The following is a 20,190-nucleotide window of genomic DNA, read 5'->3' as shown; positions in this document are numbered from 1 at the left end:
AGGGGAAATAGCATGAATCAAGCTGCTGTAAAATATAGCATTATCGTTCCTATGTATAACGAGGAAGAAGTGATCGAGCATACGTATGAGCGGTTGAAGCTGGTGATGGATAACACCAATGAGCATTATGAGCTCTTATTCGTTAACGATGGAAGCAAGGACCGTACCGTAGAATTGGTCTCCATGATATGCGAATTCGATCCGCATGTCCGACTCATTAACTTTTCCCGTAATTTTGGGCATCAGATCGCGATTTCGGCCGGCATGGATTATGCGCAGGGAGATGCGATTGTGGTCATTGACGCCGATCTTCAAGATCCGCCCGAAGTGATCCTTGATATGATCGCGAAGTGGAAGGAGGGCTATGAGGTCGTATATGGCAAGCGCCTTAAGCGCAAAGGTGAAACCATGTTCAAGAAGCTGACCGCCAAAATCTTCTACCGTACGCTGCGCAGCCTGACTAACGTCGATATTCCTGTTGACACGGGTGATTTCCGCTTGATTGATCGCAAGGTGGGCAATGTTCTGCGCGGCTTGAAGGAGAAAAATCGTTTCGTGCGCGGGCTGGTCAGCTGGATCGGCTTCCGCCAGACGATGGTTGAATACGAACGCGAGGAACGATTCGCTGGTGAAACTAAATATCCATTGAAGAAAATGATATCCTTCGCCATCGACGGCATTACTTCGTTTTCCTATAAGCCGCTTAAAATAGCCAGCTATGTCGGCTTTACATTATCCTTCACAAGCTTTCTCTATCTGCTCGTCGTTATTTTCCAGCGATTGTTCACAGGCAGCACGATCACCGGCTGGGCTTCGATTGTGGCGGTGAACTTATTATTTAATGGAATTATCCTGATGCTTCTCGGGATCATTGGCGAATACATTGGCCGAATCTATGATGAGTCCAAAAATAGACCATTGTATATCGTTCGCGAGGTGCAGGGCTACCAGGAGAATGCAGACCGACATGCGCAAGATACAAGCGATGGGGATCGGATGAAAGAGTATGTCTAGACCAGCTTCGAGGAAGCTGCTTATTCAATTTCTTACCTTCAATGCGGTCGGTCTGCTGAATACAGCCATTGATTTCCTCTTGTTCACTTTGCTTATTTGGTTCGGCACTTATTACTTGCTCGCGCAGGTTATCGCTTACGGAGCGGGGATGATTAACAGCTACGTCCTAAATAGCCGATATACTTTTCAGAAGGATGGCAAGCAATCCTCGAAGCAGCATAAGCTGAATAGAGGGATGAAATTCATCGCGTGGAACGTTATTCTTCTCGGCATCTCCTTGCTGCTCCTTGCAGCCTTAACCAGGTGGCTAGGACTGAACGAAATTGTTTCCAAAGCGATCGTTACGGTGATTACGGTGGCGCTAAATTTCTACGGGAGCAAGAGATGGGTATTCACAGCGAGCAAGCCGCAGACAGAGAGCAGCTAGCGGAAGGTGGGGGGAAATGAAAAAATTACTGTCTTATGTGTTGGTTATCGTAGGCCTGATGATTTTATTGTATCCAAAAGCAAGCGAATGGTACGACAACCGCCAGCAGGATAAGCTGATGGCTGATTGGGAGGCTGCTAGCTTCGATGAAACGGCGGAACAGCAGGCACAGCAGCAATTTGAGGAGCTGACGGATTTGTTCAATGCGGAATCCGCAGCGACCGATGAGCCGACGGCAGCACCGACTGAGGCTCCGGCTGCGGCAGTCACTCCAGCAGCCCAAAAGATCGTACCGATCGCAACGATTAAGATCGACAAAATAAAGCTGAAGCTGCCTGTCGTCGAGGGAGCAACGCAGAAAAACATGAAGGCTGCTACCGCCCATTTGAAGGAGACAACGGCTATCGGCCAAGTCGGCAATGCGGCCATCGCAGGCCATCGGATGAGATCCAAGGGCAGGCTGTTCAATCGGCTGGGCGAGATCGAGGTCGGTGACAAAATCGTAGTCGACACGAAGGATCAAACCTATACATATACCGTCTATAAAGTGTCGATCGTAAAACCTACGGACGTCTCCGTACTGAACTACAATAACAAAGATAAGCTGCTTACCCTGATTACATGCGATCCAATCGTAAACCCAACGCATCGCTTGATTATCCACGCCAAAATGTAAGCGTCAGCGCCCATTTTCTCCGCGCAACAGCACCAATGGTATCGCCCCTTCATAGTATAAGTTGACTGTATCCCTTAACCTTGTTAAACCATAAAAACCCGCGCAAGGAGGGGTGACAAACATTGAAGGGTAGCGACCATAAGAGCAAGTTTTTATTGACGCATCGTGAACGCGAGGTATTTGAGCTGTTGGTACAGGACAAGACAACAAGAGATATCGCACAGCAACTATTCATCAGCGAGAAGACCGTCCGCAACCATATTTCTAATGTCATGCAAAAGCTGAACGTAAAAGGTCGTTCACAAGCGGTTGTCGAGCTTATTAAGCTTGGTGAATTACAAATCTAACATAGCTAAATAATTGGACAGTATAGCAATTTGCTATACTGTCTTTTTCTTTGAAAAAGCAAACGATTTTATTTTTGAAATATGGAAACGGTGTCATTAAGCTCGCTAATATGCTTTGTAAGAATATCTGATGAGGCCGCTATCTGCTCAAGCGCTGCTACCTGTTCTTCCTCCATCGAGGAGATTTCATAGACATCCTGTTTGATGCGCTCCGCACGGATATTCACTTCTTTCACGAGATAGTGAATTCGATTCAATCGTTCGCCGCCATTGCTCAATTCCTCAGTTATCGTTTGGATTTCGGCTTGTACGGTAACATTTGCTTCATGGATAGACTGATAACCTAACTGAGCCTTTGTTGCAACCTCTTCACCAAATTGCAGCTGTTCGATGCTTTCCATCATCCGGTTTTGAATCATATGAATGGTGTGTCGAACGTTAGCCATTTTCTCATCGATTTGCACAGATAGATTCGCGGTTTGGCCAGCGAGCTGCTTGACTCTGCCCGCTATAACCGCAAATCCTCGTCCATGCTCAGAAGCTCTTTGGGCTTCAATGGATGCATTGAGGGCAAGGATGTTAGTCTCGGATGAAATTTTGCGAATGTTCAGAAGCATCACGGCCATCTCACTAGAAAGTTGGTAGAGCAGTTTAGCATCTTGGTTGACATAGGATACGGTCATTTTAAGTTTAGCGAATTGTTCCATAAAGCTCTCGATATGCTGATTTCCTTCTTCGGCGATATGGAGCGAGTCGAATGCTTTTGTGTTGATTTTGTACGAATTTGTCGTGATCGTTTGGAATAACCGCAAGAGCTCATCGCATTCACGCACAGATAATTGAACATATTCATCATGCTCATACAGAGATTGAGAAACCTTCATTGTAGCGGTTGCGATGTCTTCACCGGCTTGCTTGTTCTCATGGAGACCGGCGTCCATTTGATAGGAAGAGGTGACAACTTGCTCATTCGTTTCTCGTACTCTGTCGATAATCGTGCGCAGCGTTTCGAACATCATGTTAAATGCGTCGCATAATTTTCCGATCTCATCGCGATTGCGGCTGAAGACAGGCTCTACCGAAAGGTTTCCTTGCGCTAATTGCGAAACATTTATGCTTAATTTACGAATTGGTACCGCGATTTCACTGGAGATTTTCCATGCAATGAGGAGCGAAACGACGATGCCGACAATAAAAACGGAACTATAGATGAGAACATTCTGTTGAAACTGTGAGGTGATCAAGTCCTTTTCGGATGAATTGACGATTAATTTGGCGCGAATAAGCTGATCCAAATCAGACTCGACAAGACTCGAAATCAATACTATATTTTCGAAAGCCTCTGTCTGTTCATCGACCGTTGCTTTGTCAATAATCAACTGATTTAGCTTATTCAATTGAGATCGTAGAGAATCCAACGTTTTATTGGTAGCGTCAATTTTCTCTTTGGTTAAGGATGCGCTTTCATTTTGTTTTAATTCAATTAACTGATCTTCAATGTATTGGACCATCGCGTGATGTCCGCTTTCCTCGAAGGTTTGCCTGCCATTCACGATTCTTTCAATTTCAGGATCGAATTCGGATTTGAGTGAGCCGGTCAAAGCGTTCGACTTTTCAATTGAAACGAGCATGGTGTTGTATTTGTCTATATATTTGTTGAACATAAACATTTGTGCCCCGCTTACCGTCCCCATCAATAATAACACTAGAATAAACGCGATAATCAGCTTATTTCTAATGGGTTGGTGTCTAATCCCGTTCATAATATTCATTCAATTTCCCCCTTTGAAGATAATTCATAATAAAAGATACTATGAAATCCATAAAAGATCTTTATTATTTTCAGTTATTTTGTGTAATGTTCTGTTTTTATAGAGGGGATCCATAAGCAGTCTTTCTTAAAAGCCGTGAAGCCACAAGCGTTGTATTAGAGTCTGACTATTAACTGTGGAAAATGAAGTTATGAAGACTCAGTGAACATTCAAACAATGCTAGTGCCGAAAACTATAAAAAAAGACAGTTTATTATAAATACTAGACTAATAGCTATCCTCTATAATGAATAATCATGACTGGATAGTCCGAGAGGAGTGTCATGAACAGGCTTATGCCATGCTTGTTTTTTTAAGTAGGGCACACTATCAATTATTTCTAGAGGAGGAAGAAGCGTTGAGAAACTCAGCAGCAGGCAGGGAAAAAACACTGCATAAAGCATTGGCGTACATACTATGCGTTAGTATGTTGTTCTCCTTCATGCCGCCAGCTATGATTTCGGCAGCAGAAGTTACGTCAACAGCAGATACACCGTTGAATGTGTTCCATGAAGACTTCAATGACGGGGATTCCGTTGGCTGGAGTACTTATGGGTCTATGGATGCTGGAAATCGGGGCGTATGGTCAGTGAATCCGGCGAAGCAGTATAGTATTAAAGGTGCTCCTGGTGCTAAAACGGTAGCAGACAGCACTTATTTTCAAGATTTGGTTTACGAAGCTGATTTGAAAATCGGCGGAACAAACTCAGACGGAACTGGTGTTCTCTTCAGAGTGAACAATCTATCAAATAATGTTGCTGACGGTTACACAGGCTATTATGCAGCATTAACTGTAGATAAGAAGGTTACGCTCGGTAGAGTAACTGGCAACGGAAATGAATGGAAGGAATTGGTGGCGCCTAAAGCAGTCCGTTGGAATCAAGGACATGTCAAGGTCGTTGCAGTTGGAAATCACATTCAAATGTATTTAAATGATATGACCATTCCGGTAATTGACTATGTCGACAATGATGGCAAGCAGATTACAAAGGGCGGACAGGTAGGTCTACGTACTTGGTGGGGAACATCGACCATTGATAACATCACCGTTAGAGAGTATTCAGAGAATAAGACATCCGCGCCTGAATTTAGCGTTGCCTCCGGTAATTACGCAAAATCGCAAGCGGTTTCATTAACGTCGGATACTCCTGGCGCGATTATTCGATATACCACGGACGGAAGTCAGCCGAACAGCAAATCTGCGATATATTCTTCACCGATTGTTGTGACGTCTGTGGCAGTTATTAAAGCGTATGCAGAGAAATCTGCAGAGATGGTCTCAGATACAGTTGAGGCGCTCTACGTGATTGCTAGAACCGAAGCAGAATTGACGGATGATTTTGAGGATGGCAATTCGGTTGGTTGGTCTACTTACACAGGTAACCAATCAGGTGCTTGGTCCGTAATAAACGGCAAGTACGAGGTTCAAAATGCTAGAGGCGACAAAGCGATGCTAGACGTAACTCCTGAGCTGTTTGTAATGGAAGCGGATATCAATCCATATGCCAGCCAACAAACCAGCGGTTTTGTATTTAGAGTTACGGACCCTGGCAATGGCTCGGATAATATGAGTGGCTATTTCGCAGGAATATCTCCGAACGGATCTCTTGAAGTTGGTAAAATGAATTCGGCTGCGAATAATGGCAATGGCAATTGGACTGAGATTACGAGGGACACGGTTGCTGTTTATCCTAATCAAGTTAATCAATTAAAAGTGATAGGGCTCGACTCGACTTACTATATTTTCGTAAACGGCAAATTTGAGGTTCAATTTACAGATACGGAGTATACAACAGGCGCAGTCGGACTTAGAGCTTGGAACGATAATAACAAAGTTTCTTACGATAATGTTAAGGTTACAGGCTTGACATACAAGGCAGAGACGTTTGATGAGAATTTTGATGATGGAAACGCTCAAGGCTGGACGACTTATGGCGGCTCTTGGAGTGTTACTGACGGCAAATATAAGGTGCTCGATGGTGCTGGCTTCAAAGCAGTTGCAGATGGAACCAACTACAGCAACCTGACTTACGAAACTGATATTTCTATAAGTAATGCTACTGGCGACCAGAATGCGGGCGTCCTATTCAGAGTTAGCAACCCAACGATTGGTACTGACAATCTGAAAGGCTACTATGCTGGCATCGGCATAGATGGGCGTGTATCGGTCGGTAAATTCAATAACAATTGGACAGGATTAGCATCGATCCCTTATCCAATCAGCCAAAACAAGGTATACAAGATGAAGGTAGTGGCAGAAGGCAGAAATATTGAAGTTTATATTGACGGCGAGATCGTTGTTAGTATCGTAGACCGTTCTTATACAGAAGGTGCTATCGGGCTAAGAACATTTCTTGTGGATGCGGTCTATGACAACATCAAAGTTACGGATACGGGTAAAGTTACTCAACCAACTTACGATTGGTCATGGGTGCAAGGAGCGGTATTCGTTCCTACGAATGTGGTTAACCAAATTGAGCAGTGGCGTAATTATGACCATGAGATTAACGATCGTGAGCTTTCGTATGCCAAAACATATGGCATTAATTTCGTTCGCGTATTCATGCACAATCTACTATGGGAAAATGATAAGGATAACTTCATTGCGAATATGAATGATTTTCTAGCATTAGCGGACAAATACGATATTAAGGTGGAGCTTGTATTCTTTGATGACTGCTGGAATGACTTCCCGGTATGGGGCGATCAGTTGGCACCAAGATACGGCGCGCATAACAGTCGCTGGGTGGAAGGTCCAGGGGACGCTGTTAAACAAAACTATGCAGCTAACAAAACGAAGCTTAAAGATTATGTCCAAGGTGTAGTAGAAGAATTCGAGAACAATGATGCAGTAGTAATGTGGAACGTGTATAACGAGCCAAGCAACGGAGAAAGCGGCTTGATGGACACCGTTACGAAGCAAATTATGAATGATTCAAGAATTTGGATTAAGGAAACAGGATCAAAGAAGCCGATCACTTCTACTGGCGGCAAGTTCTCTGGAGGACCTTACTCTGACTTCATTACTTATCATCCTTATGAATCTAATTACGAACGTTTCTTTGAACAAATCGGGCCAAATAGCGGTGTTCTAGCGGATGAGGTTATGAACCGTAAGAATCAATCTGTACCTGGCGTTGTAGAGAATCTCGGTGATAAAGGTATTGGTTTTGTTATTTGGGAGCTTGGTATTGGCCGAGATAACACACGATTCCCTTGGGGAAGCGAAAATACGCCTATGACTGAGGAACCAACCGTTCCGTTCCATGGTATCGTTTACCCGGATGGCCATCCATGGGATGTTAATGACATTAAAGTGTTAGTAGGCGATGCTTATGATAAGCTGCCGATCTTTAATGTACAGTATTATAAAGATAACAATTTCTCTCAGCTCGTTAAGAAATCTATTACGCCTCGTATTGATTTCGACCTAGGAAACGAGAGAGGAACAGGATCTCCTGATCCAACAGTGGGCATCGGTGAAGATAACTTCTCCGTAAGATGGAATGGAACAATTCAACCCGCCGTTACAGGAGACTATACGATTTATGCAGACAGCGATAATATCGCGAGAGTATGGATTGACGGTACTAAAGTTATTGATAAGATATCTAATGTTCGAGATGAGGTAAGCGGTGTCATTAACCTGACAGGCGGAGAAAAGCTTGCGGTAACTGTCGAATATGTACATGCGACAGGCGATGCTAGCTTGCATGTAAAATGGTCCGGACCAAACATGACGAAGCGAGTTATGCTTCCGGTATTTTCCGAAATTCCGGTTTCATCCGTTTCGGTAACACCGGCTGATGTGTCGGTAAAGGTTGGAGAATCTAAGCAGCTTATTGCTTCTTTTGAACCGGTAAATGCTTCGAATCAACAAGTAACTTGGAGCTCCAGCAAACCTGGAATCGCTTCTATTAGTGCAGACGGCGTAGTGAAAGGTCTTACAGCAGGATTAGCAACGATTACCGCTATAACGGTTGATGGCGGGAAGACAGCCACGGCAGAGGTAAACGTGACAGCTGGAACAACCTTCACGAACCCAATTGTTCCTGTCTCATCGGGTGCAGGTTCGGCGGATCCATCGATTGTATTCAAGGATGGCTATTACTATTATGTGAAGTCATTGAATGATACTTCATTAGTCGTAGCCAAGGCCAAAAGACTAGAAGACATCGGTTCAGCGCCTCGCACAACGGTGTATACACCGCCTGCAGGCACGATGTATTCGAAAGAGCTTTGGGCTCCCGAGTTGCAGTATATTAACGGCAAGTGGTACATCTACTTCGCGGCAGATGACGGGAATAACGCCAACCATCGTATGTATGTTCTGGAAGGGAATTCACAAGATCCACAGGGCTCATATACGTTCAAAGGAAAAATTACTGATTCCACGAACAAGTGGGCAATTGACGGCGCTGTATTGCAAGCTGATAATAATTCCTTGTACTTCCTGTGGTCTGGTTGGCCTGGCGATGTCGATGGAAGACAGAATATCTACATCGCGCCAATGAGCAACCCATGGACGATTAGCGGTGAACGAGTATTGATTTCTACACCGACTGAGTCGTGGGAGTTGAATGGAACTCCTCGCATTAATGAAGGTCCGGAAATCTTGAAAAAAGACGGTAAAGTATTCATCGTATATTCCGCTAGCGGAAGCTGGACAGATGATTACACGCTTGGTATGCTGACCAACACGGATGGCAATTTCTTGACTCCGGCTTCTTGGACGAAGAGTGGCCCGCTTTTCACAAAAATTGCCACAACATTTGGTCCAGGTCATAATTCCTTTACCAAATCACCGGATGGAACTGAGGATTGGATTGTTTATCACGCGACATTGAAATCTGGCGCAAGCTGGGGCAATCGAAGCGTGAGAGCGCAGAAATTCACTTGGAATCCAGATGGAACACCAAACTTCGGGACCCCTGCAGCGTACAACGCACCAGTTGAACAGCCTTCGGGCACACCTGCTGTTGACCGTTACAAGTATGAAGCCGAAGATGCAGTTCTTCACGGTAGCGCTGTAGTTGTTGCATCAGAGAACAGCTCTGGCGGCAAAGTCGTTGGCAAGCTGGATACTGCCAACGATTATGTAGAGTTTACGGTTGAAGCTGCAAATGCTGGTGCTTATAGCTTGATCGTTATGGCTGAGAATGGATCAGCAAGCTCTGCAATTGCTGAGCATGAACTGACAGTTAATGGTGGAACAAGTCAATCAGTTTTCTACCAAAACTTTGGTTGGAATCATATTAATCCGACATCACTAGATGTCAATTTGAACAAAGGCACAAACACGATTCGTCTTGCGAAGAAATCGGATTTTGCACAGGTGGACTACATCGTGCTTGACCGTATTGTTGCTGATGCAGCTAACATTCTTCCAGTAGAATCATTAACTGTGGATAAACCTGCTTTGAGCATTTCAGTCGGAACAACTGCGCTACTAACATCATCACTAAAACCGATTAAGGTTTCGGATCAAACGGTTTCGGTGCAATCATCGAATCCTGCTGTAGCGACTGTAACTCAAGTAGGAACAGATTCTGCAACAGGAAGCGCTATATTTAAGGTAACCGCATTGATGTCTGGTACTGCGCAAATTAAAGTTGTTAGCTCAGCGAATGGCAGCGTCATGGCGGAAAGCGTTGTAAAAGTTCTGGCAGAACCAAATCTGTCACTTTATGAAGTTGATCAATTTGATACGGCAACTTTAAATAGTGCATGGTCAGTTTTCCAGGAACTCAAATCCAATTGGAGTTTAACAAACAATAATGGGTTTATGACCATCCGTACGACGGCTACAGACATCTATCAAACCACCAACTCATTAAACAACGTATTCTTACGTAACGTACCGGCAAGCGGGGATTTTGAAATCCTTGCGAAGTTAACAGCCCCAGTTACGAAAAACCATCAACAAGCTGGTATCATCGTATGGCAGAATGCGGACAACTTCGTCAAATTCAACCATGTTTGGGCTGATGGAAAGACTCTCGAGACTGCGTACGAAATTAATGCAAAGTATCAAAAACCGGGTAACTTTGTAAAACACCCAGGCGGAGAAACTCATACACTTAAGATCAAAAAGATAGGTAATCTTTACACAACCTACTATTGGGATGGTTATGAGTGGATTCAAGCATCTGATCCTGTTACAGCTACTCTAAGTAATATTAAAGTAGGGCTTTTTGCAAGTAATATCGTAGCTAGTGATTCTCCAATTGATGCGAAGTTTGATTACTTTGCGATCAGAGAGATCGCAGGCGGCGTAGACTTATCTCCGAAGGCAGCTTCGCTGCAAGTTGGAGATACGGTACAGCTTGAGAACACAGGTATAAGCGGCACTGCTGTAACATGGACTTCAGCGAACACAAACATTGCTACCGTTAGCAATACAGGTTTGGTTGAAGCGAAAGCACCAGGTAGAGTCATGATTCAAGCGGTATCCAATGGTGGAGATTTCAGCTCGAAATCCATCGTAACGGTTCAAGGCAATGTTACGCCAGGAGAAGAGCTGTACGGTGAAGATTTCACTAGTGGTAATACTGGTGATTGGACCACTTATGGCGGTGTATGGTCTGTAAAAGACGGAGCATATACAGTTACAAGCGGCGCTGGATATAAAGCCATGCTGGAGACAGAGCAGTTCACTGACTTTGTATTGGAAACTGATGTGAAGATCATTAGCGGAACAGAAGCTGGCCTCGTATTCCGGGCATCTAATCCAAGTATCGGTTCTGATGCGTTAGACGGTTACTATGTCGGAATTAATGCAGTGAAGAAATCCGCTACACTAGGCATGTTCACGAATGGCAAATGGAGTGAGATTGCGACAAGGAATTTGCCGATCTATGTGAACGAATCGTATTCGATTAAAGTTATCGTGAGCGAAAACCACATCCAGGTTTACATTAACGACAATCCGCTTAACACGAATCCTTATCCGAAGTTTGATGTGGCTGAGCCATCGCATCCTTCGACTGGCTTGATCGGTTTAAGAACGTTCAATGCGGTAGCGCAGTTTGATAATGTGAAGGTTAGCTCCTACGTGGAAATAATTACAGGCCCAACCTACAGCAACTTAAATCAACTGGGTGGCATTGCAGATCCGCATGCCATGTTCTATGAGGGAGTTTACTATCTTTATGGTACGGACACTGCGAATTCTCCAAACATGCAAACTGGCATTAAAGTCTATACATCGACAGATCTCGTAAATTGGACAGAGAAAGGTTACGCTCTTCGTAGAGAAGATTCGTGGGGCGAAAAACAATTCTGGGCACCTGAGGTTATCGAGAGAGACGGCACGTTCTATATGTACTACGCTGTAGAGGAACATCTGGCGGTTGCAACAAGTGATTCACCGCTTGGGCCGTTTAAACAAGATGTTAAAGAACCAATTCATCAGAATCCAAAAGAGATCGATGCTCATATCTTCACGGACGATGATGGAAAAACTTACATGTATTTCGTTCGATTCAACAATGACAATCATCTTTTGGTTGCTGAGATGAACGATGATATGAAGACGATCAAAGAAAACACGATTAAAATGGTATTCGCTGCAACTCAGGAGTGGGAGAATAGTCAGAAAGCGCCCGTTGCAAAGATTAATGAAGGACCATTCGTCATTAAGCATAAAGGCACATACTACATGACCTATTCCGGCAACCACTTCCAAAGCCCGGATTACGGAGTAGGCTACGCAACAGCGCCGACACCGCTTGGTCCATGGACAAAGTATGAGTTCAACCCGATTATGAAAGCTAACGCACTCGTACCTGGAGCAGGACACCATTCGTTAATTCAATCGCCGGATGGTACTGAATTGTTTATGGTTTACCACACGCACTATGCAATTGGTCAAACCGAACCAAGGAAGCTGGCGATAGACCGCGTACAATTTGTACCGCAAGCAGATGGGCCGGATCTGATGGAAGTTTGGGGTCCAACGATTACACCGCAGCTAATGCCTTCAACTAATGGAGCCATTGACGTTCATTCGATCGTATTGGGCGGACAAGGCGGTGCAACTGCCATTACTGCAAAAGGCGGTACATTGCAGTTGATTGCGACTGTACTTCCGAACAATGCGATTAACAAACAAGTAACATGGACGATCTTAGATGGATCTACATTTGCTGAAATCTCGGCAAACGGCTTGTTGAAAGCTAAGGCAGATGGAACGGTAACTGTGAAAGCAGTGTCGGTTAGCAATCCTTCTGTTTCGAACACGATTGCTATTATGATCTCCGGTCAAGCCGATGTGGTAGATCCTGGACCTACTAATCCACCGGTATCGACGCCTACCCCTGAGGCACCAGCCAAAGTTGAAGGCAACGTCTTGACGCTTCCTGTTGTGAAGCCGGATGCGAACGGTGTGCTGACTATTAAGGTAGCAACTTCCGATTTCAACAAGGTACTTCAACAAGCGGATAGCAATTCCGTAAGTATTGAGGTTCAAAATGCGGGATCGGCGAAAAAAGTTGTCGTTGCGCTTACAGCAGGACAGCTTGAAGAGGCAAAAGCAAAAGGAATTGAAAGCGTCAATGTGGATATGGGCGCAGCGACATTTACCGTTACAGCAGGTCAATTTACTGCTGGACTAGACCCAGCGACAGAAATCGCGCTTTCGATTTCCAAAGTGGATAACAGCAGCTTGCATGCTGAAGCCATCGCAATTGTCGGCAGCAACCCTGTCTACGATTTCACACTCAGCATTAACAGTGCTAATGTTTCTAATTTCGGTGGGGAAACGATTAAAGTCGCATTGGATTATAACCTGAAATCTAATGAAAATCCGAACCAAGTTGTCGTCTACTACATTAGCGAAAGCGGCAAACCCGAAATCATTAAAAATGCGAAGTACAATACTGAGACTGGCAGAGTAGAATTTGATGCAAAACACTTTAGTAAATACACGGCTATGAACAACGCTGTTACATTTACGGATCTCGCAAATGCGGCATGGGCGCAAACAAGTATTGAAGCGCTGGCAGCTCGCGAGATTGTGAACGGTGTAGGCAACGATAAGTTCGCACCAAGCAGCAAAGTGACTAGAGCGCAGTTTATTACAATGCTGATGAACGCCTTTGAATTCACTGATTCGAGCACAGTAAGCTCGTTCAGTGATGTGAAGGAAGGAACTTGGTATTATAATGCTGTAGCTCTTGCGCAGAAGCTTGGAATTGTTAAGGGTAAAACTGACGGCAGCTTTGGTGTAAATGATGAAATTACTCGCGAAGAGATGGCTGTTATGGCTTATCGCGCATCGAAGCTTGCAAGGGTAGACCTGAGCGCTGCAGGGGAAACGCAGCAGTTTGCGGATCAATCTGATATTGCAGCTTACGCTTCAGAAAGCGTCAGCGCAATGCAAGGCGCAGGAATTGTGAATGGCAAAGGTGATGACTTCTTCGCTCCGAAGGATCTTGCTTCGAGAGCAGAGGCTGCCAAAATCATTTACAGCTTATTTAATCTGATGCCTTAATAGTTAAATCATTTAAAAACAGCCACCCTCTCATACTTATGAAGGGGTGGCTGTTTTTGCAGTTACTTAATAATTAGCTATACAAAAGAACCGAATAGTATATTAAACTATTTATGTATGAATTCATGAACCCTTAGATTAAGTAAAATTATAAATGATTATAGCTTGCTTGTCTCAATGACGATATGGCTCTTGGCGCAATCCAAGCTATCGAAGAGTATGGCTTGAAACCAGGTACTGATATCTTCATCGTATCGGTAGATCGACGCATTGCCAAACCGTACGTACTAATATAAAAATGGCGCAATATACTTGAAGAAAAGAGAATAGGAATCAGGTGAGAAAAGGATAGCGGGCATGAGGAGTTTGGAATACATGCAATGGTTTTAAAATCGAAGCATCCGCTTCAAGCTTCTCATTTATTTTGTCACTTACTTGTCGAGCTTATTAAGCTTGGTGAATTACAAATCAAACATTGCTTGAGGATTGGACAGCATAGCGATATGCTGTCTTATTTTTTGTTATAATCTAATTATTACATTGGAATAATCCGATAACTAACTTTTAACGCTAAGAGGAAACGAGACTAATGCGAAAATGAGAATCCAACTATCTATTAAAAAAAGAATGATTTATTTTATCATCATTTCGATGGTGGTAATGAGTGTGTTAACGGGTATTAAATTATATTTTTCCTATCATTCCACGAGCAAAATGGCCGAGATCACATTAGCGAAGCAATACACGGAGATTGCCGCGGACATTGCCGCTGATTTGGATAAAGAAACGTTTGGAAAGTTTATGCAGACGAAAACGCAAAATGAGCATTACATACAGCTGACACAGTTTTTGGAGGAGTATCAGAAACGAATCAACGCTCTTTATGTTTACATTTTGATGCTGGATGACACCGACGTTTCCAAAGTTATGGTATCCGCAATGCCGTCGACAAGCGTTAAGGAGTTTCCGATTGGTTATCCTTGCACGGTGCCTGCTGAACAGGTTCAGCTCGCTAAGCGAGGGTTCGATTATCATACAAGGGTTATACATGACGAGCTGACTGGCTCTTATTTATCGGTAGGCGTCCCGTTTTTTGACGACAAAGGCAAGGTTCTCGGAGTAATCGGGATCGACATTTCAGCAAGTGAGCTTGGCAATATTAGCAGGCAGGTCATTCAAAACAACATGAATGTGTTCGGCTTGGATATTCTATTTGCAATCCTTCTGCTGGCAGGGGTTTATTTGCTGAATAGATGGTACAAGGGACGACTGAAGCAGGATATGCAGGAGTCTGAGGAAATGTATATATCCGAACTAGGGAAGGTCGTAGACACGATCAAGTCGAGCCGACATGATTTGATGAACCATTTTCAGGTGCTGAACGGGTTGATGGATATTCGCAAGTATGAGAAGGCACATGACTATCTGAAACAATTAACGGAGGAGTCAAAAACACTGCATTTATCCTTAAGCGTTAAAAACCCAATGCTGCTGGTACTGTTTAAGAGCAAGTGGGAGCTTGCCCATTCTCACAACATTCAAATGAGCTTCGATACGGAGTTCGATGGGTTTGATCGCATAGCGCCAATGGATATGGTGAAGCTCTTTTCGAATTTGCTGGATAATGCGATTGACGCGACAGCAGTCTATGAAGGCGTGCTGCCGCGAGATATTCAAGTCAGCTGCCATATGCACAAAAACAAATATCTGTTTGTGATTACTAATCCAACGGAGCTATCGGAGACCGAGCTGGGAAGCTTGTTTCAATCCGGATATACGACAAAGCAGCAGGCGAATGGTGCTCATGGCAACGGCCTGTCTATAGTACGAAGAACCGTTGATAAATATGAGGGTGAATTGAATTGCCGCCTTGAAGAAGGCAAGCTGCGGATGGAAATATTGATCTAATGACGAAGTGCCGGCAACATGCAAAGAGGCCAGGACCACCAGTGTCCAGGCCTTTTTCGTATTTTAATAGCCATCGGTCGATTGGCCAAGCTCGCTTGCCAGCTCCATGCCTTCGTTTGCCGGATTCGTTCCTACATGCACGCCGTTTTTCATTTGCTGGTCGGCATGAGCGAGTCCCTCTGAAACTCGGTTTCCATAGTCTTTGTCGGCCTCCGTGAAATGCTTTACCATTTGCTCGCGAATGACGGTGCTGCAGCTCTTGAGTGCATCGACTAAATTCTCAATAAGCTCGTCACGTTCCCATTGCTCGAATTTGCGATAGGTTTCGCCCGCTTGCTGGAAATTGTTCGGGCGGTCAATGGGTGCTTTGAGCAGCTTCGCCGAGTAGTAGGGCTCATGCGGTTCGCCTGAGCGCTCGGATTCTTTAAGTCCTCCCATCGTCGATGGTTCATAATTGACATGGGGATTTTGTCCCGGTGCGATATCAATGGAGAAAGCCATTTGACCGTCCCGTTGATTGGTAGCTACTTTCGTTTTGGGCGCATTAATCGGCAGTTGAAGATAGTTCGTTCCGACCCGGTGACGCTGCGTATCCGAGTAAGAGAACGTACGGCCCTGCAGCATTTTATCATCGGAGAAATCAAGTCCGTCAACCAGGACTCCCGTCCCGAAGGCAGCCTGCTCTACTTCTGCAAAGTAGTTTTCCGGATTTTTGTTTAACACCATTTTGCCAACGGGCAGCATGGGGAACAGCTCAGGATCCCATAGCTTCGTATCATCGAGCGGGTCGAAGTCGAGCTCGTCATGCGCGTCATCGCTCATCCATTGCACTTGAAGCTCCCATGCGGGATAATCGCCGCGTTCGATGGCCTCATATAAATCTTGCGTCGCATGATTGAAGTTTTTTCCTTGAAGCTGCTCCGCCTCGCTTTGCTTCAGGTTTTTGATTCCCTGCAGCGGCTCCCAATGGTATTTGACAAGAACCGCTTTGCCTTCGGCATTTACCCATTTGTATGTATTGACGCCTGAACCTTGCATCTGTCTGTAATTTGCAGGAATTCCCCATGGGGAGAACAGGAACGTAATCATATGCGTCGCTTCAGGCGATTGCGAGACAAAATCGAAAAAACGCTCCATGCTTTGCACATTAGTAACGGGATCGGGCTTGAATGCATGTACCATATCCGGAAATTTCATAGCATCGCGAATGAAAAAGATTTTGAGGTTGTTGCCTACCAAATCCCAATTGCCGTCTTCCGTATAAAATTTGGTAGCGAAGCCGCGCGGATCACGAAGCGTTTCGGGAGAGTGTCCGCCATGAATGACGCTCGAGAAGCGCACGAATACGGGAGTGCGCTTGCCTGGTTCTTGGAACAGCTTCGCTCTGGTGTAAGCAGCAATCGGCTCTTCGCCGAGCTTGCCATACGCTTCAAAATATCCGTGTGCGCCAGCCCCTCGCCCATGAACGACACGCTCAGGAACACGCTCACGGTCGAAATGCGATATTTTCTCAATGAAATGATAGTTCTCCAAGGTTGAAGGACCGCGGTTGCCAATCGTTCGGATATTCTGATTGTCCGAGATGGGATGACCCTGCCGGTCGGTAAGCGTCTGCTCATTTGTTTCATTGGTCGACATTGTGTTTCATCCTCCGCATTTACTTTTATTGGAATCCTTCCACCTATTTTGTCTTGCGGGGCTTAACATTATTCATGGACAAGCTAGCGAAAGGAATTGCAACAATTGATCAATAAAAGGTAGGATTATGGTATAATAGAGCCATATTTCAACATTTATTTTATTTCAGGGACGAAGTAACTGGCCGATTTTTACAAATGCACAGGAGGGTAAGATGTTAAAATTTGGACTTTTTGTATTTTTGTTTTGGTTGCTCGGCAACCCGTTTATTGCCATTATCGTTATGCTCCTCCTGCTTTACCTACTCGATCGGCGTTTTGTTGGCATATCGCCTAGTATCCTCAAACCATTAAAAAGACTATCGAGAATTAGGAAATTAAAACAGCAAATAAATCAATCCCCGAACGATGTATCTTCCAAGCATGAGCTAGCGCGCCTGCTGCTTGAGCGGAAAAAGTATGGCGAGGCTCTCCGATTGCTTGAGCCAATCGAGCATGTGCTAGCGGATTCGGCTGAGTATTGGGATGACCTGGGCATCGGCTATATAAATAGCGGAAATGAAGAGAAAGGAATGGCCAGCACGCTCCGTGCGTTGGAGCTTAACCCGCGCGTCAAATACGGTGCTCCTTACTTGCGACTTGCTGCTCATCTGGCAGCAGCGAATTCAAGTCAGGCTCTCGCATACTTACATGCTTTTCAAGAAGTGAATTCTTCCTCCTGTGAAGCCTATCACTACCAATCCTCCATTTACAAAAAACTTGGAAATACCGAAGAGGCGAGACTCGTAGCCGAAGAGGGGCTGCGTGTGTATCGCATGCTGCCTAAATACAAGAAGCGCCAGGAACGCCAGTGGGCCGTACGTCTATGGTTCAGAAAACGTTTTGGCTGATTCGCTCCTAACCGATTTCTCTTGCGGATATTTGTAATCATTTGTTAGCGGGCAGCATATTGTCGTTTGGATGTGTTTGTTACATAATGAAAGCTATAATAGATAGAAGGGCAAGATGCATGAGATGCAACGCAACATTTGGCTTGTGGCCATAAGTGTTATAGTCGTTTTGGTTTTACTGAATAACACGGCCTATTATTTTTTAACCAAAAGGACACTGGAAGAATCGTTTAACGAGGAGCTTGTCACGGCTGCCAAACGGCTGCAAGTTTCGCTGGAGCAATCAAGAGAAGGTTCGCAGCAGTTCCAGAATCAAATCGGACGCGAGCTTCGCGCAGCGTCGATTGCCATACAATATGCGCTAGACCCGGATGTTGAGAAGGTCACGACCGAGCAGTTGATAGAGCTTCGCGACAAGCTGGGACTTAGCCACATTACGCTTCTTAAAAAACTGCAGGATGATATCGTGTTATATAAATCAACGAATCCGAATCAAGTGAATAAGAGCACAAAGACATGGAAGCCTTGGTACGAAGTTTTCAATCAGCTCTTTGACGACAAGAACGCCTCAGTGGATTGGCTTGGGCAATCGCTGCCGAACTTCTGGAGCGGACCGTTCGAGGTCTCGTCCACAAACGTGGATCAAATCAACAAATGGGGTTATTACTTCGACGGTGCAACCAATTACATGATTGATCCTTATGTAAATTATGAGCGCCAGGAACAATATGAAGGCGCAACCGGCGTTCATCGGATGATCGAGAACTCGCTGCAAAGCAGTGACTCCTTGAAGGAAATCGCATTTGTTAATCCGGAGACGTTCCCTGACGGCAAAGAGACGATCAATACGGAGGGGCATGTACAAGGTCACAAAGTGCAGGAGCCAATCTTCTACGGTTCTTATACGATTAAGTCCGCGAAGGATACGGAGCTGGTGCGCAAAGCCTATTTCTCCAAAAAAACGGTCACGCTCCGAGAAAATATTAATGGGCAAGAAATTTATAAAATGTACATCCCAACCTTTGCGAATGAAAGCGGGATAAACATTACAGACCGTGACGGCCAGCCGATGAACAGCTACGTGCTAATGCTGTCGTCTGATTATCATGTTATTCAAGACAAATTGGATTCACAGTTCTTGAATCTAGGCATCATAATTCTGATCGTAACCGGATTTAGCTTGCTAATTGCCGTTGTCGTTATGCGTTATTATAGACAGTCGAAGGAAAAAGTTGTCCGCGTGACGCAAGAAACCTACGTCGAAGAGATTAACCAAATGTTTCATTCGATTCGTGCGCAGCGTCATGATTTCCTGAATCATGTGCAGACGATTCATTCCTTGGCAGAGCTGAACAAATCGCAAGAGCTTGTAGCCTACACGAAGGAGCTGACCGGCGATATTCGGCTCATGAATGATATTATTAATATCGGAAACCCAGCCATTGCTGCGCTCGTACGCTCCAAAATTTCGCAGGCGGAAATTCATAAGATTCAATTCAGCTGCTCCTTTACAGGCCTCAATATGCAGGAAATGGGCATTAAAACGCTCGATGTGAACCGCATGCTGGGCAACTTGATCGATAATGCATTTGATGAGGTGCTGAAATACACTGAGGATCGCCGTCATGTAACGCTCGTCGGCAAGCAGACTGCGACTGCTTTGGAATTCACAATCACGAATATTTGCGAGAATGCGGAGGAAGCTGTCGCCATGCCGATATTCGAAGCGGGTTATTCCACGAAGCAGCAGGATCATCAAGGCTTGGGTCTCTCTATTGTGAAATCCATCGCTAAGCAATACAAAGGCGACGTATATGTTACTGCCGAGCCGACGGGCAAATTGACATTTGTCGTGAAGATGCCATTATAGGAATGAAACGCCTGACCGCAGGATAACAACTGCAGTCAGGCGTTTCTTCTTATTCGATGAATTATTTTAGTCGTTATCGTCGTTTTGCCTCCAAATGATGGCACCGGCGGTTCTCGCT

Annotated in this window: 10 protein-coding genes; 8 read left to right on the top strand and 2 right to left on the bottom strand. The window is 44.8% G+C overall.

From position 1 onward, the window contains the following. The first annotated feature begins 12 nt into the window (after positions 1–12). The 4 genes from FHS16_RS24735 to FHS16_RS24720 all read left to right on the top strand — a co-directional run bounded on the left by FHS16_RS24735 (position 13) and on the right by FHS16_RS24720 (position 2,464). Positions 13–1,014: a glycosyltransferase family 2 protein gene (locus FHS16_RS24735; RefSeq protein WP_183569201.1), complete on the top strand. Its 1,002-nt coding sequence runs from the start codon at positions 13–15 to the stop codon at positions 1,012–1,014. Further along, entirely contained in the window at positions 1,007–1,441 is a 435-nt protein-coding gene (locus FHS16_RS24730) for a GtrA family protein (RefSeq protein ID WP_183569199.1), read from the top strand. Before FHS16_RS24735 ends, FHS16_RS24730 begins: the two co-directional genes overlap by 8 nt. Before the next feature lie 16 nt (positions 1,442–1,457). After that, positions 1,458–2,117 (top strand): class D sortase, encoded by a 660-nt coding sequence (locus FHS16_RS24725; RefSeq protein WP_183569197.1) that lies wholly within the window; start codon positions 1,458–1,460, stop codon positions 2,115–2,117. 122 nt (positions 2,118–2,239) lie between these two features. Beyond that, positions 2,240–2,464, top strand: a complete 225-nt coding sequence (locus tag FHS16_RS24720; protein WP_006040330.1) for a helix-turn-helix domain-containing protein — start codon at positions 2,240–2,242, stop codon at positions 2,462–2,464. A 68-nt stretch (positions 2,465–2,532) separates the two neighbouring features. Here FHS16_RS24720 and FHS16_RS24715 read toward each other — a convergent pair whose 3' ends face one another. Then, positions 2,533–4,236: a methyl-accepting chemotaxis protein gene (locus FHS16_RS24715; protein ID WP_183569195.1), complete on the bottom strand. Its 1,704-nt coding sequence runs from the start codon at positions 4,234–4,236 to the stop codon at positions 2,533–2,535. Positions 4,237–4,632: 396 nt separating this feature from the next. On the opposite strand from FHS16_RS24715, the gene FHS16_RS24710 reads away from it, so the two are divergent. Together FHS16_RS24710 and FHS16_RS24705 are read left to right on the top strand one after the other, a co-directional pair. Next, a complete protein-coding gene (locus FHS16_RS24710; protein ID WP_183569193.1) occupies positions 4,633–13,767 on the top strand; it encodes a family 43 glycosylhydrolase in 9,135 nt (3,044 codons plus the stop codon). A gap of 597 nt (positions 13,768–14,364) precedes the next feature. Further along, positions 14,365–15,675 carry a GHKL domain-containing protein gene (locus FHS16_RS24705; RefSeq protein WP_183569191.1) on the top strand — a complete coding sequence of 437 codons (1,311 nt, stop codon included), beginning with the start codon at positions 14,365–14,367 and terminating at the stop codon, positions 15,673–15,675. Between the two features lie 63 nt (positions 15,676–15,738). Here FHS16_RS24705 and FHS16_RS24700 read toward each other — a convergent pair whose 3' ends face one another. After that, entirely contained in the window at positions 15,739–17,313 is a 1,575-nt protein-coding gene (locus tag FHS16_RS24700; protein WP_183569189.1) for a catalase, read from the bottom strand. Between the two features lie 214 nt (positions 17,314–17,527). Between FHS16_RS24700 and FHS16_RS24695 the strand changes: the two genes are divergently transcribed. Continuing rightward, positions 17,528–18,202, top strand: coding sequence for a tetratricopeptide repeat protein (locus tag FHS16_RS24695; protein ID WP_183569187.1), 675 nt, complete (start codon positions 17,528–17,530; stop codon positions 18,200–18,202). 115 nt (positions 18,203–18,317) lie between these two features. Beyond that, positions 18,318–20,072, top strand: a complete 1,755-nt coding sequence (locus tag FHS16_RS24690; RefSeq protein ID WP_246431945.1) for a sensor histidine kinase — start codon at positions 18,318–18,320, stop codon at positions 20,070–20,072. Positions 20,073–20,190 lie beyond the last annotated feature (118 nt).

Origin of the sequence: Paenibacillus endophyticus (assembly GCF_014192395.1) — a bacterium.
GTDB lineage: Bacteria > Bacillota > Bacilli > Paenibacillales > Paenibacillaceae > Pristimantibacillus > Pristimantibacillus endophyticus.
Note: the sequence above shows the minus strand (reverse complement) of the source record. Positions and strands in the feature narration are given on the sequence as shown.